The organism is Stackebrandtia albiflava (genome assembly GCF_007994225.1).
Classification (GTDB): domain Bacteria; phylum Actinomycetota; class Actinomycetes; order Mycobacteriales; family Micromonosporaceae; genus Stackebrandtia; species Stackebrandtia albiflava.
Genome location: NZ_VLLL01000006.1, coordinates 127,968 through 149,951, shown reverse-complemented (window position 1 = coordinate 149,951; position 21,984 = coordinate 127,968). Strand labels below are relative to the sequence as shown.

General features: G+C 71.2%; 22 protein-coding genes. 9 read left to right on the top strand and 13 right to left on the bottom strand.

From position 1 onward, the window contains the following. Nucleotides 1–13: 13 nt before the first annotated feature. From radA to LX16_RS11395, 4 genes are all read right to left on the bottom strand, one after another. The gene (gene radA / locus LX16_RS11410; protein ID WP_147137885.1) at nucleotides 14–1,408 is read right to left on the bottom strand and encodes a DNA repair protein RadA; all 1,395 of its coding nucleotides are present in this window, start codon (nucleotides 1,406–1,408) and stop codon (nucleotides 14–16) included. Between the two features lie 409 nt (nucleotides 1,409–1,817). Beyond that, a complete protein-coding gene (locus LX16_RS11405) occupies nucleotides 1,818–2,186 on the bottom strand; it encodes a YciI family protein (RefSeq protein ID WP_147137882.1) in 369 nt (122 codons plus the stop codon). A gap of 184 nt (nucleotides 2,187–2,370) precedes the next feature. After that, nucleotides 2,371–3,126 (bottom strand): copper chaperone PCu(A)C domain-containing protein, encoded by a 756-nt coding sequence (locus LX16_RS11400; RefSeq protein ID WP_147137881.1) that lies wholly within the window; start codon nucleotides 3,124–3,126, stop codon nucleotides 2,371–2,373. A gap of 91 nt (nucleotides 3,127–3,217) precedes the next feature. Further along, entirely contained in the window at nucleotides 3,218–4,000 is a 783-nt protein-coding gene (locus LX16_RS11395) for a UbiA family prenyltransferase (protein WP_147137878.1), read from the bottom strand. Nucleotides 4,001–4,035: 35 nt separating this feature from the next. Between LX16_RS11395 and LX16_RS11390 the strand changes: the two genes are divergently transcribed. Genes LX16_RS11390 through LX16_RS11380 form a run of 3 tightly spaced genes read left to right on the top strand, consistent with a single transcriptional unit; the run spans nucleotide 4,036 to nucleotide 6,885 of the window. Continuing rightward, nucleotides 4,036–4,728 (top strand): methyltransferase domain-containing protein, encoded by a 693-nt coding sequence (locus LX16_RS11390; protein ID WP_211354459.1) that lies wholly within the window; start codon nucleotides 4,036–4,038, stop codon nucleotides 4,726–4,728. Continuing rightward, the gene (locus LX16_RS11385; protein WP_147137875.1) at nucleotides 4,721–5,860 is read left to right on the top strand and encodes an acyl-CoA dehydrogenase family protein; all 1,140 of its coding nucleotides are present in this window, start codon (nucleotides 4,721–4,723) and stop codon (nucleotides 5,858–5,860) included. Before LX16_RS11390 ends, LX16_RS11385 begins: the two co-directional genes overlap by 8 nt. Beyond that, nucleotides 5,854–6,885: a type III polyketide synthase gene (locus tag LX16_RS11380; RefSeq protein ID WP_147137872.1), complete on the top strand. Its 1,032-nt coding sequence runs from the start codon at nucleotides 5,854–5,856 to the stop codon at nucleotides 6,883–6,885. Before LX16_RS11385 ends, LX16_RS11380 begins: the two co-directional genes overlap by 7 nt. A 65-nt stretch (nucleotides 6,886–6,950) precedes the next feature. On the opposite strand, the gene LX16_RS11375 is transcribed toward LX16_RS11380, so the two are convergent. Further along, a complete protein-coding gene (locus LX16_RS11375; RefSeq protein ID WP_147137869.1) occupies nucleotides 6,951–7,547 on the bottom strand; it encodes a dihydrofolate reductase family protein in 597 nt (198 codons plus the stop codon). 129 nt (nucleotides 7,548–7,676) lie between these two features. Here LX16_RS11375 and LX16_RS11370 point away from each other — a divergent pair, with 129 nt between their 5' ends. After that, the gene (locus LX16_RS11370; protein ID WP_147137864.1) at nucleotides 7,677–8,420 is read left to right on the top strand and encodes an SAM-dependent methyltransferase; all 744 of its coding nucleotides are present in this window, start codon (nucleotides 7,677–7,679) and stop codon (nucleotides 8,418–8,420) included. Between the two features lie 73 nt (nucleotides 8,421–8,493). Here the strand turns inward: LX16_RS11370 and LX16_RS11365 are convergent, their stop codons facing one another. Next, the gene (locus LX16_RS11365; RefSeq protein WP_147137862.1) at nucleotides 8,494–9,474 is read right to left on the bottom strand and encodes a C40 family peptidase; all 981 of its coding nucleotides are present in this window, start codon (nucleotides 9,472–9,474) and stop codon (nucleotides 8,494–8,496) included. 340 nt (nucleotides 9,475–9,814) lie between these two features. Between LX16_RS11365 and LX16_RS11360 the strand changes: the two genes are divergently transcribed. Continuing rightward, complete coding sequence (locus LX16_RS11360) at nucleotides 9,815–10,345, top strand: cysteine dioxygenase (protein WP_158645565.1); 531 nt, start codon at nucleotides 9,815–9,817, stop codon at nucleotides 10,343–10,345. Here LX16_RS11360 and LX16_RS11355 read toward each other — a convergent pair. Next, nucleotides 10,289–11,074 (bottom strand): class I SAM-dependent methyltransferase, encoded by a 786-nt coding sequence (locus LX16_RS11355; RefSeq protein ID WP_147137854.1) that lies wholly within the window; start codon nucleotides 11,072–11,074, stop codon nucleotides 10,289–10,291. The genes LX16_RS11360 and LX16_RS11355 overlap by 57 nt on opposite strands. Nucleotides 11,075–11,201: 127 nt before the next feature. Between LX16_RS11355 and LX16_RS11350 the strand changes: the two genes are divergently transcribed. Both LX16_RS11350 and LX16_RS11345 read left to right on the top strand, forming a co-directional pair. After that, nucleotides 11,202–12,422, top strand: a complete 1,221-nt coding sequence (locus tag LX16_RS11350) for a peptidoglycan-binding domain-containing protein (protein ID WP_147137851.1) — start codon at nucleotides 11,202–11,204, stop codon at nucleotides 12,420–12,422. Further along, on the top strand, nucleotides 12,419–13,654 hold the full coding sequence (locus tag LX16_RS11345; protein WP_147137847.1) for an ABC transporter permease: 1,236 nt from the start codon (nucleotides 12,419–12,421) through the stop codon (nucleotides 13,652–13,654). Before LX16_RS11350 ends, LX16_RS11345 begins: the two co-directional genes overlap by 4 nt. Before the next feature lie 50 nt (nucleotides 13,655–13,704). On the opposite strand, the gene LX16_RS11340 is transcribed toward LX16_RS11345, so the two are convergent. Continuing rightward, nucleotides 13,705–14,523, bottom strand: a complete 819-nt coding sequence (locus LX16_RS11340; protein ID WP_147137844.1) for a polysaccharide deacetylase family protein — start codon at nucleotides 14,521–14,523, stop codon at nucleotides 13,705–13,707. 56 nt (nucleotides 14,524–14,579) lie between these two features. Beyond that, nucleotides 14,580–16,466, bottom strand: a complete 1,887-nt coding sequence (locus LX16_RS11335; RefSeq protein ID WP_147137841.1) for a DUF2264 domain-containing protein — start codon at nucleotides 16,464–16,466, stop codon at nucleotides 14,580–14,582. 182 nt (nucleotides 16,467–16,648) lie between these two features. Between LX16_RS11335 and LX16_RS11330 the strand changes: the two genes are divergently transcribed. Beyond that, nucleotides 16,649–17,326: a lysophospholipid acyltransferase family protein gene (locus LX16_RS11330; RefSeq protein WP_147137839.1), complete on the top strand. Its 678-nt coding sequence runs from the start codon at nucleotides 16,649–16,651 to the stop codon at nucleotides 17,324–17,326. Nucleotide 17,327: 1 nt separating this feature from the next. Here the strand turns inward: LX16_RS11330 and LX16_RS11325 are convergent, their stop codons facing one another. From LX16_RS11325 to LX16_RS11315, 3 genes are all read right to left on the bottom strand, one after another. Then, entirely contained in the window at nucleotides 17,328–18,008 is a 681-nt protein-coding gene (locus LX16_RS11325) for a hypothetical protein (RefSeq protein ID WP_158645564.1), read from the bottom strand. 40 nt (nucleotides 18,009–18,048) lie between these two features. After that, complete coding sequence (locus LX16_RS11320) at nucleotides 18,049–18,489, bottom strand: hypothetical protein (protein WP_147137835.1); 441 nt, start codon at nucleotides 18,487–18,489, stop codon at nucleotides 18,049–18,051. Nucleotides 18,490–18,763: 274 nt separating this feature from the next. Beyond that, on the bottom strand, nucleotides 18,764–20,407 hold the full coding sequence (locus LX16_RS11315) for a fumarate hydratase (protein ID WP_147137833.1): 1,644 nt from the start codon (nucleotides 20,405–20,407) through the stop codon (nucleotides 18,764–18,766). Between the two features lie 225 nt (nucleotides 20,408–20,632). On the opposite strand from LX16_RS11315, the gene LX16_RS11310 reads away from it, so the two are divergent. Continuing rightward, nucleotides 20,633–21,031: a hypothetical protein gene (locus LX16_RS11310; RefSeq protein ID WP_147137831.1), complete on the top strand. Its 399-nt coding sequence runs from the start codon at nucleotides 20,633–20,635 to the stop codon at nucleotides 21,029–21,031. Nucleotides 21,032–21,276: 245 nt separating this feature from the next. On the opposite strand, the gene LX16_RS11305 is transcribed toward LX16_RS11310, so the two are convergent. Continuing rightward, the gene (locus LX16_RS11305) at nucleotides 21,277–21,705 is read right to left on the bottom strand and encodes a nitrogen regulation protein NR(II) (RefSeq protein ID WP_147137828.1); all 429 of its coding nucleotides are present in this window, start codon (nucleotides 21,703–21,705) and stop codon (nucleotides 21,277–21,279) included. Nucleotides 21,706–21,984 lie beyond the last annotated feature (279 nt).

The window sequence follows — 21,984 nt, the reverse complement described above, 5'->3', positions numbered from 1 at the left end:
TGAGGGGAGACCGTCAACCCCTGGCCGCCCAACGCTTCGAGGCCATCCGCAACGCCTCACCCACCGAAGACACCTCCGACACCGTCATGCCCTTGGGCGCGCCCTCCGCACAGCCCGGCGGCACCAGCGCGTGCCGGAAACCGAGCCGCCGCGCCTCCGCCAACCGGCGCGGCACACCCGACACCCGCCGGACCGCACCGGTCAACCCCACCTCCCCGATCGCCACGATGTCGGCCGACACCGGAGCCGAGGACACCGACGACGCCACGGCGAGCGCGACCGCCAGGTCGGCGGCCGGTTCCGTCACCCGCATCCCGCCGACCGTCGCCGCGTACACCTCCCGGTCGAGGCAGCGCACGCCGCCACGCCGGTCGAGCACCGCGAGCCCCATGTTCAACCGCGCCGAGTCCAGCCCGGACACGGTCCGGCGGGGGATCGTGCCGTCCTTCGCACTGCCGCCCACCAGTGCCTGCACCTCCACGAGCATCGCGCGGCGGCCCTCCATGGTGACCGTCACGCAGGTGCCCGGTACCGGCTCATCGCCACCCTCGGCCAGGAACAGGCCCGCAGGGTCCGCGAGACCGACGATGCCGTCCTCCGTCATGTCGAAGCAGCCGACCTCGTCGGCCGGGCCGAACCGGTTCTTGACGCCGCGGAGCAGCCGGAGCGTCGAATGCCGGTCGCCCTCGAAGTGCAGGACCGTGTCGACCAGGTGCTCCAGTACGCGCGGCCCCGCGATGTGACCGTCCTTCGTGACGTGTCCCACCAGGATGCAGGTGATGCCGCGTTCCTTCGCCACACCGATCAGGCCGGAGGCGACCGCCCTGACCTGCGTGACACCGCCCGGGACGCCGTCCACGTCGCCGCTGGAGATCGTCTGCACCGAGTCCAGGATCAACAGGCCCGGCTTGACGTCGTCGAGGTGCCCCAGCACCGCCGACAGCTCCGTCTCCGCCGCCAGCATCAGATCCGGATGGATGGCCTTGATCCGGTCGGCGCGCAGCCGCACCTGGGACGCCGACTCCTCCCCCGTCGCCACCAGCGCACGGCCGTGCCCGGCGGCGGCGAACCGGTGCGCCACGTCCAACAGCAACGTGGACTTCCCGACGCCCGGCTCCCCCGCGATCAACACGACCCCGCCGGGGACCAGGCCGCCGCCCAGCACCCGGTCGAACTCGCCGACACCGGTGGACCGGGCCTCGGCCTGTTTGGCGCTGACGTCACCGATCGACCTGGCCGGGACGCCGGGCCGCGCGGTGGTCGCCTTGCGGGCCGGCGACGCCGAGGCGACGGGGGCCGACTCGGCCATCGTCCCCCACTCGCCGCAGTCGGGGCAGCGGCCCACCCACTTGGGCACCGTGTGCCCACACGCCGAACAGGAGTGGACGGTACGGGCGTTTCTGGCCATACCGGAACGCTACCCGGTTCTGCCGACAGTGCTCCGGACGTTCGCCCGGTGGTGAATCGACAGGGTGAAGCGCCTGACCCGTATCAGACCGTGACGTTATCGTGCCGTAAGGTGAGGGGGTTTGTTCGGCGAGGACCAAGCCGAGCAGAGAACCTACCGCCGGGCAGGCGGGAAGTATACGCCCGTGGAGATCAGGTAAGACCACTTGAGAAAGTGGCACAGGTCGTTGAAGCAGGAACCCACCGAAGTGCCTTCGGTGACGCAGGCGGCGGCCTACGCCGAAGGCACAGTAGGAAGCGCCCACGTTCACGTGGGCGAGGATGCCAAGTCACCGGTACGACGAGACCCGGCCGCCCGCCGACGGACCGGGTCCGACCGACCGCGCGGAGAGTGACCGGGTGTGACGCATTCAGTTCTCGGGCGAGTCACCCGGATCGCCGGAGAACATCGCGGCGACGTAACCGGTGCCGTCGCCGGCGACCTTCCAGAACCGGCGCGACCACTCCAAGGCCTCCTCCTTCGTCTCGACGTCGATGATCGCGAAGCCGCCGATGAGTTCCTTGGTCTCGGTGAACGGACCGTCCGTGGTGGTGATCCTCCCGCCCTCCGACACGATGCGCACCGCCTGTGAGCTCGGCGCGCAGCCGCCCGTGGTGACGAGCACGCCGGCGGCGGCGACCTCGGCGATGAACCGGCCCATCTCCGCCATGTGCTCCGGGTCCGGCGGCGTACCGGCCTCGGACTTCGCGTCGGGGTGGGTCCACATCATGTACTGCATCGGTATCTCCTTCGACGGTGTCCGGTGACTCTCACCCGACACCCACACGACGAACGGCGGCCGCCGGTTTCGACACCGCCGCCGGATTTCTTCGACGAATTCTCCGGGCCGGTCCGGAAGCACCGACCCGTGGACACGGAACGCCCCCGCTCCGGCGGGAACGGGGGCGTGTGGTCCGTGTCAGTCAGTGACCCTCTTCGTCGAACTCCGCGGTCTCACGCGGCGGCGGGCTGCTGGGCAGGCCCATGGGGATCTCCACGGTGGTCTGGCCGGCGACCGCGAAGGTGAAGGTGACCGTGATGACGGTGCCCGCGCCGATGTCCTCGGTCAGGCCGGTCAGCCGCAGGTGGGGGCCCTCTCCGGGGACCAGCAGCAGACTGCCGTTCACCGGGATCTCCTCATTGACGGGCGCGGCGCCGTCCGGACAATCGGCGGAGGCGGTCTCCGACGGCGTCACCTGGTCCGAGGGGGAGGCGCCGTCGGACGGGCTCGCACCGTCGGACGGACTCGCGCCGTCAGACGGGCTGGCACCGTCGGACGGGCTCGCCTGGTCCGAGGGGCTGGCCTGGTCCGAGGGGCTGGGGGACTCGGTGCCGGTGTCGTCACCGGTCGCCAGCGCCACGGTGTCGGCGGCGTCGGTGGTGACGCAGAGCAGTTCGTCGGCCTGGTGACCGGAGTTGAAGATCCGCACGACGAGCGGCGCCGTGCCGCCCTCCTCGTATCCCTCCAGGCCGTCCCAGGCGACGAGCATGTCACGCAGGGCGATGTAGACGGACTCCGATTCGTTGACGATCTCGGCGTTGGTGCCCGGCACCGCCGGCACCTTGGTGTCGGTGGCGGTGACCTGCCCCGCGCCGCAGCCGGTCAGCACGAACGTCGCCGCCGTCGCGGCCCCCAGCAAGGTCCGGGTCAGGAGTCTCGGCGATCTCGCAGTGGCCACTTGTCGTCCTCTCATCGAGCCGTCATGCGTTCCACAGCGTAGAACCTCGCGTAACGGCCGCCATGGCCGACCCGCCGACTCATCGCGCCGGTCACCGGAGGTTGGCCACCAACAGCAGCATCGCCACGTCGATCAACGCGGTCGACTGCACCAACAGGAACACCGGCCTGCGGGAACCGCCCCACCACGCCCAGCCCGCCGCCACCGCGACGGCCGCGAGGGCGGCGAACACCCACGGGGTGCCGAGAAGGAGGAACAACGGCACACTCGCGGCCGCGAGACACCCGAGCGCGGCGAACCGGCTTCCGGTGGCGCCCAGCCGGTGGGGCAGGCCGTGCACGCCCGTGGCGGCGTCCTCGGCCAGGTCGGGGAGGGCGTTGCCGAAGTGGGCGGCGGCACCCAGCAGACCGCCCGCGACCACCAGCGGCCACGGCGGTCCGTCCATCGCGAAGACCACGAGCAGAGCGAACGCCACCGCGTACGGCGCCACCGACCAGACCGTGCGTTTCAGGACGAGGTTGTACGCCCAACCGGCGGCCACCGCCACCACGTGCGCCCCACCGGTCGGCGTCGCCAGCAACGACAACGGCAGGCACGCCACGGCCGCGACGATCGCCGCCGTCGCCACCAGGCGGCGCGACAGCAGGCCCGAGGCGACGGGTTTGTCCGCGCGGCCGGAGGCGACGTCGCGGGCGGCGTCGATCCAGTCGTTGCTCCACCCGATCGACAGTTGCCCGGCCAGCACGGCGGCGGCCACCAGGACCGTGTCCGGGAGCGGGCGGTCGGTGGCGGACAGCGCGACGGCGACCGCGGTGACCGTCACGGTCGGTCCGAAGTGGCTCGCCTTCAACAGGGGCAGTAACGTCACCGCCATAGCGTAACGGCCCGATTTGTGGCAGATTGGACAATGTGTCCCCGCGCAACGATCCGCGCCAGTACGACCGGCTCGCCGCCGAATGGTGGCGACCGGCCGGGGCGTTCGCGATGCTGCACTGGCTCGCCGAGTCCCGTTGCGCGCTCGTCCCGGCGGCCTCGCGTCCCGGGGCCGTGTTGGTGGACGTCGGTTGCGGCGGCGGCCTGAACGCGCCGTGGATCACCGGGTACCGGCACGTCGGGTTGGACATCCGGGCCCGCAACGCGGGCATAGCCGCCGCGCACGGGGTGCTCGCGGTCCAGGGTGACGCGATGCGGCTCCCCCTCCCCGACGGCGTCGCGGACGTCGTGATCGCGGGGGAGATCCTGGAACACGTGACCGACTGGCGGCGCGCCGTCGCCGAGGCGTGTCGCGTCCTGCGCCCCGGTGGAACGCTCATAGTGGACACCATCGCCAGGACCGCCCTGGCGACCGTGGTGGCGGTGTGGATCGCGGAACGGATCCCGGGCGGCCCGCCACCGGGGATCCACGACCCCGCCCTGTTCGTCCCGCCTCGCGAGCTGCGCGAGGAGGCCGCCCGCCACGGCGTCGACATGCGCCTGTGGGGTCTGCGGCCCGCCGCGCTGCCGATGCTGCGCTGGTTGTGGCGGCGGCGGGGGACCGTCCCGATCGCGACCACCCGGTCGCTGTCGATCCTCTACGCGGGCAAGGGAGTCAAGAATGCGTGAAGTACGCCGGATGGTACCGGCGATGCGGGAGAGGGCCACCGAGTACGACCGCACCGGTGACTTCCCGGCCGAGGACTTCCGGCGGCTGCGCGAACTGGGCATGCCGGGTCTCATGGTGCCCACCCGACTCGGCGGCCTGGGAGCCGACTTCCGGACCTACGTCGAGGTGGCCTACCAGCTCGGCCGCGGCAACGGCGCCACCGGGCTGATATTCAACATGCACGCCGGGGTGACCGGGGCGCTCGCCACCATCCCCGACGAACTCGCCGAGGAGCTCGGTGCCTCGGACTATCCCGCGCACCGGGACCGGATCCTCGCCGAGGCCGCCGCCGGCGCGTTGTTCGCCGTGGCGATGAGCGAACGCGGCAGCGGGTCACGGCTGTCCCGGATGACCAGCGGGTACCGGCGCACCGACGACGGTTTCCACCTCACCGCCGCGAAGTCGTTCGTCTCCGGCGCCGGGCACGCCGACGCGTACCTGGTGGCGGCCCGGGACCTGTCGGCGCCCGAGACCGTCTCGCAGTTCCTGGTGCCGGCCGGTGACGGCGTCACCGTGGACCCGACCTGGGACACGATGGGGATGCGGGCGACGGGCAGCCACGACGTCCGGTTCGACGTCAAGCTCCCGGAGACGGCCCTGGTCGGCGGGGTCGAGGGGGTGACGCTGCTGGCGGCCCAGTTGGCGCCGCACTGGATGGTCGCCAGCTACGCCGCCGTCTACATCGGAGTGGCCCGGTCGGCGGTGGAGATCGCCGCAGAGCAGGCCGCCGAACGGAACCTCGCCGGGTTGGCCCCGGTGCGCGCGCGACTCGGCCGCGCCGACGCGGCGGTGTCGGCCGCCTACGCGACCCTGCTGCACACCGCCGCGCTCGTGGACGCCGGTGACCCGGAGGCGGCCGCGTGGGTGTGGCGGACCAAGCTGTCGGCGGGGGACACCGCGGCGGCGGTGACCGCGTCCATGATGGAGGTGGCGGGGGCGTCGTCGATCCGGCGCGGCAACCCGCTGGAACGGCTGTTCCGCGACGCCAGGTGCGGCGCGCTGCAACCGGCGACCTCCGACGTGTGCGCCGACTGGCTCGGCGTCCACGCGATGGGCGGCGACCCCTACGCGGGATCGGAACCGCGATGGTGAACCCGGTGATCGCCGGTTTCGGCGTCGCGACTCCCGGGGTCCTGGAACAGGACCACCTGTGGGCGAAGTTCTTCGCGCACCACACCGACGGCTCGGCCCGCGCCGAACGCATATTCCGCAACGCCGGTGTCGAGACCAGGCACGGTGTCGTAGACCCCGCCGTGGAGGACGTGTCGCAGTGGAGTACGGCGGCGCGGATGGCGCGGTACGAGGTCGAGTCGCTGCCACTGGGTGAGTCGGCGCTGCGTGAGGCGCTTCGGGAGTCGGGGGTGTCGGCGGCCGACCTGTCGCTGCTGGCGGTCGTCTCCTGCACCGGATACGCCACTCCCGGCCTGGACATCCGGCTCGCAGACCGGTTGGGCGCCGGGATCGCCACCCAACGGCTCTTCATCGGACACATGGGCTGTTACGCGGCCGTTCCCGGCCTGGCGGCGGTCGCGAACCAGGTCCGCGTCACCGGCCGGCCCGCCGCCCTGCTGTGCGTCGAGTTGACCAGTCTCCACCTGGCTCCCGGTCCGTTGGACACCGAACAGACGGTGGCGCACGCGTTGTTCTCGGACGCGGCGGCGGCGGTCGTGGTGGTACCGGAACCGGCGCGCGGCCTGGCGGTACTGGACGTCGCGTCCCGCACCGACACCGCGCACGCCGACGCGATGACGTGGCACGTCACCGATCGGGGGTTCCGGATGGGCCTGTCGTCGCGGGTGCCGCTGGTCCTGGCGCGGCACCTGCCCGACACGGTCTCCGGCCTGCTTCGGCGGCACGGTCTCGAACGCGACGACGTCGAGTCGTGGGCGATACATCCCGGCGGCCGCCGCATCCTCGACGTGGCCCGGCAGTCGCTCGCGTTGACCGAGGACCGGCTCGCGGTGTCCCGGGACGTGTTGCGGCGGCACGGGAACTGCTCGTCGGCGACGATCCTGATGATCCTGCGGGAGATGGCCGCCGAGGCCCGTGGCGAGCTGGTCGCCTGCGCGTTCGGGCCGGGCCTGACCCTGTATTCGGCGCTGCTGCGGGCGGTGTGACCACCGCGGCGACCGACCGCGCGTCATCCCCGGGGCCGCCGCCCCGGGGATGACGCGACGGCTCCTCAGCGGCGGATCCGGTAGGTGAGGTGGTCGACGAGTGAGGCGCCGCGGGTCGACACGTGTTCCAGGTCGGTGTCCGGCACGCCCTCGAACAGCCGCTCCCCGGCGCCCAGCAGGACGCGGCTCACGTGGAGACGCAGTTCGTCGATCAGGCCCGCCGCCAGGTACTGGTTGACGGTGGCGGCACCGCCGGCGATCGCGACGTCGCGGTCACCGGCGGCCTCGCGGGCGGCGGCGAGGGCCGATTCGATGCCGTCGGTGACGAAGTGGAAGACCGTGCCGCCCGCCATGGTGAGTGGTTCGCGGGGGTGATGGGTGAGGACGAACACCGGCGCGTGGTACGGCGGTTCCTCGCCCCACCAGCCACGCCACTCCAGGTCCCACTCTCCCCGGATCGGCCCGAACATGTTGCGGCCCATGATGTAGGCGCCCGCGCCGGTGATCGCGGCGACCTCGGCGGCGTTCTCCTCGGGGGTCTCGAACATCCACGCGTGCAGCCGGTTCTCGGCGCGCTCTCCCAACGGGTTCTCCAGGGACTGGTTGGGGCCGGCGACGTAGCCGTCCACGGATACGGAGATGTCGCAGGTGACGATGCCCATGTCTTTCACTCCTGACTGATTGCGTTTCCGAACCGGTTGTCTTTCGGGATCATACCAGCGGGCACCGACACTACCCTGCCACCTGCAATTCGATTGCGCCCGTCACCACCCACCGCCACAGTGAACGTGATGACAGACATACCCGCACCCGCATACGGCACCCGACTCGACTTCGCCTCGCCGCTGTCCGGAGAACGCGCCACCGCACTGGTCACCAGACTCGCCGCCGCGACGCCGCGGACCATCCTGGACATCGGTTGTGGCTGGGGCGAACTGCTGCTCCGGCTGGTCGAGTCCTGCCCGGGCGCCACCGGCACCGGCATCGACACCGACGAACCCGACGTCCTGCGCGGCCGGCGCAACGCCGACGCACGCGGACTCGGCGACCGGACCGAGTTCGTCGTCGGCCCCGGCGAAGACCACGACACGCCCGCCGACCTGGTCCTGTGCATCGGCGCCTCCCACGCCTACGGCGACACCCCCTCGGCCCTCCGGCGGCTGCGGGAACTGGTGACGCCCGGCGGCACACTCCTGTTCGCCGACGTGTTCTGGGAACGGCCGCCCACCGAGGCCGACCTCGCGAACCTGTGGCCCGACACCACGCCCGACGACCACCCGTCGCTGCACGGACTCGTCGGCCACGCGGAGGCGGCCGGATTCCAACCGCTGTGGATCGAGAGCGTCAACCGCGACGAGTGGGAACGGTTCGAGTCCGGTCACCTGGCGGACAAGGCGGAGTGGCTGCTGCGGCACGGCGACGACCCCCGCGCCGAGGGGTACCGCACCGACCTCGCCGACCACCGCCGGATCTGGCTCACCGGCAGCCGCGACCTGGTCGGCTTCGCCTACCTCACGCTCGGCGTGCCCGCCTGACCGACGGCCTTGGAGGCCGTCTCAGACACGACGACGGCCGGGAGGTGACCCTCCCGGCCGTCGCATCGTCATGTCAGAGGAAACGACCCGCACCGTAATAGGGGGTCGCCGCCTCGTCGAGCGGTTGGATCTTCACCACGTCGCCGGTGGTGGGGGCGTGGATCACGTAACCGTCCCCTATGTACATCGCGACGTGCGCCAGGCCGTTGTAGAACACCAGGTCACCCGGCTGCAACGCGTCACGGCTGATACGTGTCGACATGTTGTACTGCGCCGCCGCGTTGTGCGGCAGACCGATCCCGATCGCGTTGTACGCCGCCAGCATCAGCCCCGAGCAGTCGTAGGTGTCCGGGCCGGACGTCGCCCACACGTACGACTTCCCCAACTGCGCCATCGCGTGCCGCACCACCAGACCCCGGTCACCGGGGATGTAGTCCGGGATGTAGTCGATCGACTCGCCACGTGCGGCGGCCTCGTCACGGTAGGCGTCCTTGCGGTCGGCCTGCAACCGCTCGATGCCCTCCTCGATCGTGGTCTTCTGCTCTTCGAGGGCGGCCTCCTGCTCGGCCTGCGTCGCCCGCAGGTCGTCGAGCACGCCCATGTCCTCCTCGTAGACCGCCTTGGCCTCGGTGACCTCGGCGATCAACGCCGCGTCACCCGCCGTCGCGCCGTTGAGGGCGGTCATCCGTTCACTGAACAACTCCGGCGAACCGGCGTTGAGGACCGCGAAGGTCCCACTGAGACCCTGCGTCTGGTAGGCGTGGGTGACGATGCCCTCGGTGGCGTCGTACAACTCCTCGAGCTTCTCCTCGTACGGCGCCAGTTCCTCCTCCAGCGCCGCGATCTGCTCCTTGGTGTCGGCCAGCTCCTCGGAGATCGCGTTGTACTCCTCGATGACGACCTCGAGATCGGCGGCCTGCGCCTCGATCTCGGCCTCGATGTCGCCGATCGGGTCCGCCGCCGCCGGGGCCGCCGTCAGCAGTGCCGCCACCGCGGCGGTCACCGCGGTGACCCATGCCCTCGAACGCCTGCTACCGAATCGGTTAGCGGTCACGAGCAATGCTCCTCTGCTCCCCCGCGAGTGTCACTGTGGCAGGTCCGCCCGCCGAATCGCGTCCCGGCGGACGCGGACCACCGGCGAGACTAACGCATCACCGCCCGGGCCGACAATTCCCGGCCGGTGGCTCTCGATGGTCGCCGCCGCACGTCGTCACGGAACGGACACGGTGTGCGGCGACCGTTCCCACCCACCGTGGCCGGTCCCATGCGATATGGTGACCGCGATGCGTTACCTCTGGTCGTCTTCGCCGCTGTACGGCTGTCGTCGGTACTGACCGACGCCGTCCGTCCACCGTCCGCGCGCCCACATCGGGCACGACCACCAGGGAATCCCCGTGACCGATTCCACCGTCGCCGTCTCCGAACGACTCGCCGGCATCGCCCGCGACCACGCCGCCGCCCTGCCGTGGCGGCCCTGGTTCACGCCGCGCGGCCGGTCCGCCCGCCGCGTCCTCACCGGACCCGACCACGAGGTGTGGCTCCTCGCGTGGCTTCCCGGGCAGGGCACCGAACTCCACGACCACGGCGGGCGACGGGCACCCTGCCCGGCCGGTTTCGCGGTCGCGTCCGGGCGGCTCACCGAATACCGGGTACTGCCCGGCGAGACGCCCCGGCTGGCGCGCCGCACCGTCGACGCGCCGGAGGCGGTCGCCGTCGAACCCCGTGTCGTACACGCGATGGTCAACCACACCGACGACCCCGCCGTCAGCGTGCACGTCTACGGTCCCCGGCTGGGGACGATGCGCCGCTACCTGTTCGACGAGTCGGGACTGTGGCTGGCCGCCACGCTGCGCCCCGGCGGCGACTGGTCACCCGGGCGCGACCGACTCCCACGGCACCGTGAGGGTGCCGTCGCGTCGCCGTGACGGCGGCTCCGCCACCGGCCAACCGGCCTCCTGCAACGTGACGAGCGTCCGGCGCCACCGGTCCCGGGGACCGAACACCTGCCACCCGGCCGCCTGCCGCCACGCCGACTCCGCCGCCGCCAGCAACGCGTGCACCGGCTCACCCGGGACGTTGCGGTGTATCAACGCCTTCGGGAGCCGCTCCGCCAACACCGCCGGCGACTCCAGGGACGCCAGGTCCGCCGCCAGGGTCAGCGTCAGCGGCCGCGCCTCGTCGTGCAGGACCCAGCTCGCGACCCTGCCGATCTCGTCGCAGGTCCCGTCGACGAACCGGCCACCCGGCGCCAGGCCCGCCGCCAACTCGTGCCACGCCCGGGCGGCCTCCGGTTCCGGGTACTGCCGCAACACGTTCATGGCCCGCACCAGCCTCGGACGCAGACCCGCCAACTCGAATCCCCCCAGGCGGAACTCCAGCCGCCCCGGCACCGTCGCGGCGGCCGCGGCCGCCACCCGCTCCGGGTCGATCTCCAGGCCCACCATGCGCAGGTCGGGACGGCCCACCGACAAACGGCGGAACCACTCCACGGTGGTCACCGGGTGCGCGCCGTACCCCAGGTCCACCACCACCGGCGCGGTCCCCGGCCGCAACAGGCCGGTGACCCGCGGCGCCAGCCAACGGTCCAGCCGCCGCAGTCGATTGGGGAAGGTGGTGCCGCGAGTGATGTTGCCGCGCGGTCTCACACCGCCCAGCCTAGGACCTGGACCCGCCGCCCCGGTGACCGACCGGTCTCGGCCGCGTTCGTCGGCAACCCGGTGCCCGGGTGAAGGCGTCCTAGCAAGTGGATCGCTTCACCTCCTCGAAGGTTTGCCTATCTCCATGCGTGTCACCAAGGGAAGAATCATCGGCGGTGCCGTCACCCTCGTCCTGGTCGCGGGCACCGCGACCGCGTGGTGGGTCGCGGCAGACGCCCGCACTCCGGCGCAACAGGCCGCCGAGTCCACACCGCCGGACGAGTCGGTCATCACCGCGACCGTCGCCGACCGGCAACTCATCGACCTGCTCGAACTCGACGGTGAGCTGCAACGCGCGGACGAACTCACCGTCACCGCCCCCGGCGCCTCCGGTGGCGAGTCCGAGGGCAACAGCGGACAGACGCTGGTGTCGAAACTGACGACGAAGGCCGGCGACGAGGTGAGTGCCGGAAAGGTGCTGATCGAACTCAACGGCCGCCCGTACCTCGCCCTGGAAGGCGCCATCCCCGCCTACCGCGACCTCACCGAGGGCGACCAGGGCCCCGACGTCGGGCAGCTTCAGAAGGCGTTGGCGCCACTGTTCGGGACACCCGTCACCGGTGTCTTCGACGCCCGCACCGCCGCCGACGTCACCCGGCTCTACCAGAACGCCGGCTACCAACCGCTCTACACCGACGCCGGAGAGTCCCCCGAGGACGGCGAGGGCGACGGCGAGACCGGCGCGAAGGAACCGGCCCGGCTGCTGACCCTGCCGCAGAGCGAGGTGTTCTTCGCCGCCGACCTGCCGCTCACCGTCGGCAAGGTCAAGGCGGCCCTCGCGGCACCCGCCGAAGGCGAACTGTTGACCCTGGTCACCGGCGAGTGGCGCGTCGTGGTGGAACTCGACGAACAGACCGCGGCGGAACTCATCCGGTTGAAGGAGAGCACCCCGTTCCGGTTCGGCGAGGGTCCACTCGCCGAACAGGAGACCGCCTACCCGACCATCGAGGAGGTAAAGAACGAGGCCTCCGGGGACGAGTTCTACGAGGGTGAACAGCCCCAGACGGTCCAACGCGCCGTCTTCGAGGTCACCGGCGACATCGAGGGCGAACCGGGTGACCCGCAACGTGTCATCGCGGAGAAGCTGAAGTCGCCCGAGGGTTCCCTGGTGGTGCCCGCGTCGGCGGTGTGGACCTCCGTGGACGGCGCCGAGAAGGTCACCGTCTACGACGGCGAGACCTTCACCGACGTCCCGATCGAGACCCACGTCGACTACAACGGCGAGATCGCCGTGACCCCGCTGGAGGGCGAACTGTCCGAGGGCGACCAGGTGGTCGTCTCCAAACGGGACAGGGGCGCCGAATGATCCGGTGGGCACCACGCCCGCGACGCGGCCGCCGCGCCGGCACGGGCAGACCGGGCGTGCAGGTGTGGGGGATCGTCGCGGAGGCGGTGGCGTCGCTGCGCGGCCGGACCGTCCGGGCCTGGTTGACGGCCGCCGGAATCGCGATGGGCATCGCGGCCACCGTGGCGACCGTCGGCCTGTCCTCGACCGCGCAGGCGGCCGTGTCGGACAAGTTCGACGCGGTCAAGGCCACCCAGGTCACCGCGAGCCTCAGCGACGAGGTCGTCGCGTCCGGCCTGTTCCCGACCACGGAGGACTCCGCGCGGGTCAGGGGACTCAACGGCGTCGTCGCCGCCGGCCTGGTCTGCGAGTCCAGTCAGGAACGCCGCGTGTCGCGCACCGACTCCGACGGGTTCTTCCGATCCGCCCCGGTGTCGGCGGTGGAGGGCCACGCCCTCGAAGCGATCGGCATCGAGGTCGTCAACGGGCGCGCCTACGACTCCGGACACGGCGCGCGCGGCGACTCGGTCGTCATGATCGACACCGTGCTCGCCAAGGACCTCGGCATCACCGACGTCTCCGGGTCACCGGTGCTGTTCATCGACGGCGACCGGTACCTGCTGATCGGCATCTACCAGGCCCCGCGAAGCGAGACCGGCTTCACCCGCGCCGCGATCGTCCCGGTGGAGTTCTGCCTCACCGAGGGCAGCACCGGCTTCGGCGGCCCGCAGGCACGCATCCGCACCGAACTGGGCGCCGCCGAACAGGTGGGCGGCGAGTCGAGCGTCGCCCTGTGGCCACGCGACCCCGCCCTGGTGCAGGTCGCGGTACCCCCCGACCTCAGCGACTTCCGGCAGGGAGTGGAGGGTGACATCCAGGCACTGCTGCTGGGCCTGGCGGCGGTGTCGCTGGTCATCGGCGCGGTCAGCGTGTCTAACACGGCGCTTGTGTCGGTCATGGAGCGGCGCAGCGAGATCGGGTTGCGCCGGGCCGTGGGCGCGTCACGGCGCGCCATCGCGGGACAGTTCGTGTGCGAGTCCACCATCATCGGGGTCGTCGGAGGCGCGATCGGGACCGTCATCGGGGTCAACGTGACCGCCGTGGTGTCGCTCGCCCGGGACTGGCAGGTCGCCTTCGACCCCCTGTTGCTGGCCGCCGGACCCGTGGTGGGGGCGCTGGTCGGAGTGGTCGCCGGCGTCTACCCGGCGTGGCGGGCCAGCCGGGTCGCCCCGGCGGTCACCCTGCGGTCGTGAGCCTCGGCGGGCCGCGGCGGCATGACCGTCCGGGCCCGCCTACGGCGCGGTCACGGCAGCGCGATCAACCGGAACCGCGACGTCAGCTCCGACAGGATCGGACCGAGCGCGTCACTGGTGCGCCGCCGGTCGCCACCGCCGTCGTGCATGAGGATGATGCTCCCCGCCGAGGTGTGGCCCAGCACGTTCCGTTCGATGTGGCTGGAACGGGTCGACTTGTCCCAGTCGCTCGGGTCGACCGACCAGTGCAGCGGCACCATCCCCATCTCCATGGCTATCCGCACCACCCGCTCGGTCCACTGGCCACCGGGCTGCCGGTAGTAGCCGATGTAGGCGTCCGGGACGATGTCGCGTATCGCGTCGTTGGTGCGTTCCAGGTTGCGGCGTATCTTCGTCGCCGACTCGTGTCCCAACCGGGTCTCGTGGTGCCAGCTGTGGTTGCACAACGTGTGCCCGTCGGCCACGATCGCCTTCACCAACTCGGGGTTCGCCCGCACCTCCGTCCCGACCACACAGAACGTCGCCTTGACCTGCCAGTCCCGCAGCGTGTTCAACACGTGCGGCGTCCACGCCGGACTCGGACCGTCGTCGAAGGTCAACGCCACCGCGTCCGACCCGGTCACGGCCATCGAACCCGACGGCCCCGACCACGACTCGTCCGGGACCACCGCCACCGGCTCCGGCGACTCGGTCGGCGACGGTGAGGGAGGCGGTACGGGACTGGCGGGTGCCGTCGTGACGGTGACCGGCGACGGTTCCGAGGCCGCACTGGAGTGCGCGCCCGGTGTCTCCCTCAGCAGCAGGTAGCCGCCGACTCCGGCGACCACGATCAGCGCCACGACGACCGCGACGACGACGAATCGCTTCATGACGCCACGCTATCGCCTGAGGACACGATGTCAGCGGTTCGGGGGATTTCCCCGGTCTACGGCACCTCCGGCGCCACTGTGGCCCGTTCCGGTGCGCGAATCGGACGGACCCGGCAGCGCGCGCCGTCCGGCCAGACCACGGTCAGCCCCTCGGCGTCGACCGTGACCGACAGCCGTTCCCGCAGCTCCCGGCACCACGCCACCGGATCGGCGTGGCGGGTCGCCAGGTGCAGCGACACCAGGTCGCGACCGTCCGGGGCACGCAGCACCGGCACTGCCGCCCGGTCGCCGAGCGGGGTTACCGCCCCGAACCCGTCGACTCCGGCGGTGGCCCAGCCGTGCAGTCCGGCCACCACCGTGCACAGTCCCGAGGCGTCCCGCGCCCACGCGACGGTGTCTTCGGCACCGGTCGCCACCGGATCCGCCAGCAGCCAACCACCCTCCCGCACCGGACGGTCGTCGAAGGTGCGGTGCCAACGCACCGCCAGCTCACCCCGCACGGCGGTCGCCGAGGTCACGGTGCCGTCACCGTAGTCGTTGTCCGACACGGCGGTGTCGGCCGTGACGCGGTGCGCCGCGATCGCGCGTCGCCGCAGCCAGTCACCGGTGTCGCCCAGGCGCTGGAACTCCCCGTCACACCCGTCGGTGAAGGCGGCACCCGTCCCGGGGAACCCGTGACTGGAGTAGGCGAGCTTGCCGTAGAACGGGTCGGTGTCGGGTGTCTTCGAGGTGACGTGGTCACTGCCGTGGTTGTGGACGGTGACCACGCCGCCGTCCCGTACCGACTGCACCAGCCAGCCGACGTCCCGGAGTGCGGTGACCGTGTCGGGTCCCTCGGCGGGTTGCGGCCGCTCCGGCGCGGTCCACACCGGGTGGTCGGCGGGCAGCAGCAACCCGAGGAAGCCCATCGCGCCGAAGTAGGGGGAGCCGGGACCGGAGTACTCCTGGGTCATGGGGAGGTGGTCGTCGGCGAGCCACCCCAGGCCGACGGGTCTTCCGATGCCGACACCGGCGTCGGTGAAGTACCGCAACACGCCGGACGCGAGCCGCCGGGTGGCACCCGGGTCGGTTCCGGGCGCGTCGACGAGGTGCGCGAGCCACTGCGGGGCGAGTGCGGCCGTCCGGTACACCAGCGACCTGCCCTGGATCAGCGGGGAACCGTTCGCGCCGAACATGCGGGCGTGGTCGGCGGCGAACGCGGCGAGCCGGTTCCGCCACAGCCGGGCCGCGTCGGGGTCGCGTTCCGCGCCGACCATGTCGTACCACGCCCACAGGAAGGGGTGGATGACCCAGGCGTTGTAGTGGTCGACGTTGCGGCGGCCGCCGTCGGTGTACCAGCCGCCGCCCAGGTGCCACGACTCGACGCGGTGCACCAGGGCGTCGGAGCGGTGGCCGGAGGTGTCGACGCCGACCGAGGCGAGGAACGCCTCGATGACGGCGGTGAACAGCAGCCAGTTGTTGGGCCAGGCGCGCAGCCGCGCGTGGTGCCGCAGCCAGTCGACCACCCGGGCGCGTTCTCCGTCGTCGAGGCGGCTCCACACCCGGCCACGGCTCAGGTGCAACGCGAAGGCGATGTTGGCCGCCTCCACGATGGGTTGGGTCGGGCCGCGCCGGTCAGGACGGCAGTCGTCGCCGCGCGGCCACGACTCCGGCCCGCCGGGTGTGGTGCCGGCGATCAGGCCCTCCGCGTACCGGTCGACGAGGTCGGGGCGGTCGCCGTGGGCGGTGCGGCACGCGACGAGCAGCAGGGTGCGGGCGTACCCCTCCAACGCGTCGGACTCCGGCCCGGACCAGGCGTGCCTTCCCGGTATGCGGAGCAGTGCGCCGGACGGGGAGGCGTACCGGGTCGTGGCGGCGAGCCATTCGTCGGCGACGGCCTCCCAGTGCCGCCGGGTGTATCCGGTGTGGGGTGAGGTGCGGGGGTCGGTGGGGAGCGGCCACATGTCGGCAAACGCTATCCAATACGGTGGGGCGCCGTCCAGCCCCAGCGCCCCACCGGTGCGACATGCGACGTTGTGCGCATCACCTCACCGGGGTGTTCCGGTGCATATCGTGGCAGGTCAAGGGATTATCGTGTGCCTGTCGACCTGCCTGGACGTCTGGCCGCCTCACCGGGAGAGCATCAGTGCTGTACAAGACCCTACAGTGGACCGTAGCGCCGATGATCAAGGCGACGTGGCGGCCGCGAATCGAAGGGCGGGAGAACATCCCGGCCGAGGGTCCCGCGATCCTGGCGTGCAACCACCTGTCCGTCGCCGACCACTACTTCCTGGCACTGGTCACCTCCCGGCACATCGCCACCATGGCCAAGGTCGAGTACTTCGTACGGGGCGGCGTCAAGGGGAAACTGATCGGCGCCACCGTGAAACGACTCGGCCAGGTCGCCGTCGACCGCTCCGGCGGCCGCCGCAGCGCCCAGGCCCTCGGCCCCAGCGAACAGGTCCTCAACGAGGGCCGGCTGTTCGCCATCTTCCCCGAGGGCACCCGCAGCACCGACGGACACCTCCACAAGGGCAAGACCGGCGTCGCCCGCCTGGCGCTCGCCACCGGCGCGCCCGTCATACCGATCGGCCTCAGCGGAACCGACAAGGTACTGCCCATCGGCGTCACCGTGCCCCGGATGGCCAAAGTCGAGGTCAGGATCGGCAAACCCCTCGACTTCGCGCGCTACGAGGGGATGCAGGCCAACCGGCTCACCCTGCGGGCCGTCACCGACCAGATCATGGACGCCATCGCCGAACTGTCCGGCCAGGAGTACGTCGACACCTACACCAAGCGGCGGCCCGCGGGCAGGGAGGAGTGAATCAGGCTCCCGACCGCTTGAGCCACAACCACTCCGCGTTGCGAGAACCGGCCAGTACACCGATCGCCACCAGCGCCGTCGTACCCACACCGGCCGCCGTGACCGTCATCAGCAACGGGATCCAGAGCTCGCCGTAGCCGTACATCATCGCGACGATCTGGTTCCACCCCAGCCGCAGCATGGTGAACAGGCAGGCGCCCGCCATCGCGATGCCCAGGACACGCCCGGCACCCCGGCCTGCCGACAACAACCCGCCGGCGACCCCGACCAGGATCGCCGACAGGAGGTGGTAACCGATGGACTGAACCAGGATCCAGAGGTCCACGTCGAAGCGCTCGATGAGTTGTTCGATACCGAAGATCGCGGCGATCGCCAGGTGCCCGACGGTCAGCGCGAACAGCGCGATCGTGCCGGCGACGACGGTGCCCGGCCGTTTCTTCGTATCACCGGACGGTGGCGGCGCGTTGCCGGGCATGCCCGGAGGGGGCGGCACACTGCCGGGCATGCCCGGAGGCGGTGGCACGCTGCCCGGTGTCGCGGGCGGTGGCGCACCACCCGGCACCGGCTGCGGCGGTATCCCGCCCGGAGGTGCCCCCATCACCGGCGGTGCGTACGGGTCGTAACCACCCGGTGAGACCGGGGCGGGACCGTGCGGATCGTGTCCGGGAGGCTGCTGGGTCATTGTTCACTTCCGTGGTCTGCGGGTCGGCGTGAGGACGAGGTCATCCGAGTTCCGGCTTGGCGTTCTTGTGATGCAGCCAGTCCGAGGCACCCCGCCCCGCCAACGCGATCACGACCACGAGACTCGCCACCACACCGCCCGTATACGCCAGCATCGGCAGCACGGAACCCATCATGTCGGGGTGGAAATGGGTGAAGTCGCCGAAGAGGGACAGGAATGAGAACGCGCTGTCGAGCAGCGCCGCCCCGGCGCCCACCGTCGCGGCGACCCGGCCGAACTCCTTACCCGCCAGGACCAACGCACCACCGGTCAACGCCGTCAGCCCCACGATCGCGGTGAAGACGGCGATCCCGACGCCCTGCAGGATCAGCGCGGTGTCACCGAACTCGATGAAGAACATGGCGGCCCGGACCGCGTTCACCAGTTGCAGCAACCCGACGACGAACGCCGCGACACCCGCCGCCACGACCGCCCCCGACATGCCGCGTGACGGTGTGAGGAAACCGGACGGTGGAGCGGGCGGCGCGAACGGCGGAGGAGGCGTCATGCCGTGCCCGGGAGGCGGCGGACCGCTCACGGGGGACGGCATGCCGTGGCCCGCCGGGTGCGGTGGACCGCTGACCGGGCCGGGCCCGGGCTGCCCCGGCGGCGGGTACTGACCGGCCGCGGGGTCGTTCGGGGGGAGAGTCATCAGGCACCAGTTCTCTCACGACGTCGTCGGTTCACGTTATCCGGTCGGGACGGTCTCCGGGTGGTCACCGTCCGGTGCGGATCGTCAACACCGGTTTCGTGGTCTCGGCGAAGAAGTCGTTGCCCTTGTCGTCCACGACGATGAAGGCCGGGAAGTCCTCGACGTGGATCTTCCAGACCGCCTCCATGCCCAGTTCCGGGTACTCCAGCACCTCGACCGACTTGATGCAGTCCTGGGCGAGCCGGGCCGCCGGGCCGCCGATCGATCCGAGGTAGAAGCCGCCGTGGTCGCGGCAGGCCCTGGTCACCTGCGAGGACCGGTTGCCCTTCGCGAGCATCACGAGTGATCCACCGGCGGCCTGGAACTGCTCCACATAGGAGTCCATCCGGCCGGCGGTGGTCGGACCGAACGACCCGGACGCGTACCCGGCCGGGGTCTTCGCGGGACCCGCGTAGTACACCGCGTGGTCGCGCAGATAGTCCGGCATCGGCTCGCCCGCGTCCAGCCGCTCCTTGATCTTGGCGTGCGCGATGTCCCGCGCCACCACCAACGGGCCCGTCAACGACAACCGCGTCTTCACCGGGTGACGCGACAGCTCCTCGCGAATCTCCGCCATGGGGCGGTTCAGGTCGACGCGGACGACGTCCTCGCCCAGGTCGTCCGACGTCGTCTCCGGCAGGTACTTCGCCGGGTCGGTCTCCAACCGCTCCAGGAACAGGCCCTCCGCGGTGATCTTCCCGAGCATCTGCCGGTCCGCCGAGCAGGACACCGCGATCGCCACCGGGCACGACGCGCCGTGGCGCGGCAACCGCACGACCCGGACGTCGTGGCAGAAGTACTTCCCGCCGAACTGGGCGCCGATCCCGAACCTCCGGGTCAGTTCCAGCACCTGCTTCTCCAGTTCCAGGTCCCGGAAACCGTGTCCGGACTCCGAACCGGCCGTGGGGATGCCGTCCAGGTAGTGCGCCGAGGCGTACTTGGCGGTCTTGAGCGCGTACTCCGCGCTGGTCCCGCCGATCACGATCGCCAGGTGGTACGGCGGGCACGCGGCGGTACCGAGCCCGCGCAGCTTCTCCTCCAGGAACCGCAGCATCGACGCGGGGTTCAGGATCGCCTTGGTCTCCTGGTACAGGAACGACTTGTTGGCCGAGCCGCCGCCCTTGGCCATGAAGAGGAACTTGTAGGCGTCGTCGCCCTCGGCGTACAGCTCGATCTGCGCCGGAAGGTTCGTCCCGGTGTTCTTCTCGTCCCACATCGTCAACGGCGCCAACTGCGAGTACCGCAGGTTCAGGTCCCGGTACGCCTGGTAGACGCCGCGTGCGATGTGCCGGGAGTCGTCGCCGTCGGTCAGGACGTGGCGGCCGCGCTTGCCCATCACGATCGCGGTACCGGTGTCCTGGCACATCGGCAGGACACCCCCCGCCGAGATGTTGGCGTTCTTCAACAGGTCCAGAGCGACGAACTTGTCGTTGTTCGACGCCTCCGGGTCGTCCATGATGGACGCCAACTGTCGGAGGTGGGCCGGGCGCAACAGGTGCGAGATGTCCCGCATGGCCTCGGCGGTCAAGCGGGTCAGCGCCTCCGGCGCCACCGTCAGCAGCCGCCGCCCGGCCGCCTCGATCACCTCGACACCCTCGTCGGAGACCTTCCGGTACTCGGTGTCGTCCGTGCCGAGCGGAAGCAGATCGGTATAGGCGAAGTCGTTCACGACACCCACGTTACCGGGCGCCGCCCCGGCCCACCGGCGACGTCACCGACCCCTGTCCCCCCACCGGGACACCGGCGACGGCATACTCGGTATCAGCACCTCCGGTGGGGTCGGGCGGCCCGTTCGGGTGGCGCGACGGAGTCGTCCGGCGGCCCGGCGCCGCAAGATCCCTCGGGGTCCCCCAGACTGGAACACCACGACAGACGACAAAAGGACTATTCGGCCGTGGACTACGACATAACGTTCGCCACCGGTACACGCGCGGACGCGGTCGCGGCGGCACTGGTGACGCTGTACCAGGTGCCGGCCAGCCAGATCCAGGTCTCCCCGGGACCGCCGACCACGTCATACCCCCTCGTCACCGTCACCGAGTACCGCTTCCCCGACGGCAGCGAGTTCGACTGCCGGATGGAGGCGGCCGAACCGTTCGCACGACACAACGGCCGCCGGCACGAACTGTGGCTCGCCATGGAGATGTGCGTCCACCTACACGTCAGGGCGGTGTCGCCCGGTCCCGGTCTCGACAGGTCACGATGGTGGCTGATCGAACCCGACGGGGCACACCGCATCGTCGGTTTCGATCCCACGGCGCTGACGGAACGACGGTTCGTCCTCGCCGGTTGAGCCGCCGGGCCGGCCTCGGGGCGCGGTGCACCGGTCTCGGTGTGCGGGGCGCCCGTTACGGCCGGGCCGCGCCGTGTCCCCGGCGCTCGCACCTGAAGTCCCGCTGAATAACCCGTTGACACCGTTTCGCCCGATTCGTCACACTTCGAGTGGCGGGGTGGTCTGCCCCCGGATGGGGTGGGGCGTGGGCGAAGTGCCCGATCGCGACCGAACCGCCCGGATCCGGGACGGCGTCCGCGACCGGGTCAGCAGCGCCGGAAGAAACTCAGCGAACCGACCACCTCGGTGCCACCGTGCAGCGGCGTCGCGATCGCGTCCAGGGTGCGGGGGGCGCCGTCCGCCGACACCCGCAACAGGCCACGCGCCAACGCCCCGGTCTTCAACGCCTGCAACGGCGGGATCCGTTCGACCTCCCACTGCGGCAGCACACTGCTCCCCGCGGAGAACCCCAGCAACCGCAGCAGGCCGTCCACCAACTGCCGCCGCTGCCGGTCGACGTCGTCGGGCAGGCCGAGCATCGCGCGGCACGACGGCGACGAGGCCACGATGACGCCGTGCGCGTCCAGCAGCAGACACGCGTCCGCCGAGCCGCCGACGGGTGCCTCCCACTGCCGGCAGGTGGCCGCGGCCCCCTCACCGTCGTGGGCCGACAGCGACAGTTCGATATGCGGCATGTCCGGCACTCCTTCAGTTTGCGCGCCTCACGGTATCCGGTCCGACGCGGGGTGACCGCCGGACCCGGCGATGCCGGTGCCCTACCGAAGGTAGCCAACCGGAAGCGGTACGGCCACCCTCCACGCCCCCGAACCGGCACCGCCCGGCGGACACGTTCCCCGTCGATCCTCGTCCGCGCACGGCGGGCCGGAGGAGCGGTGACACCCGGGGAGGTCCATGCGTACCGGTGTCGTACCCGGAAACCCCGGGCGACGCCGCGAGGCGACGCGCAGCGGAAC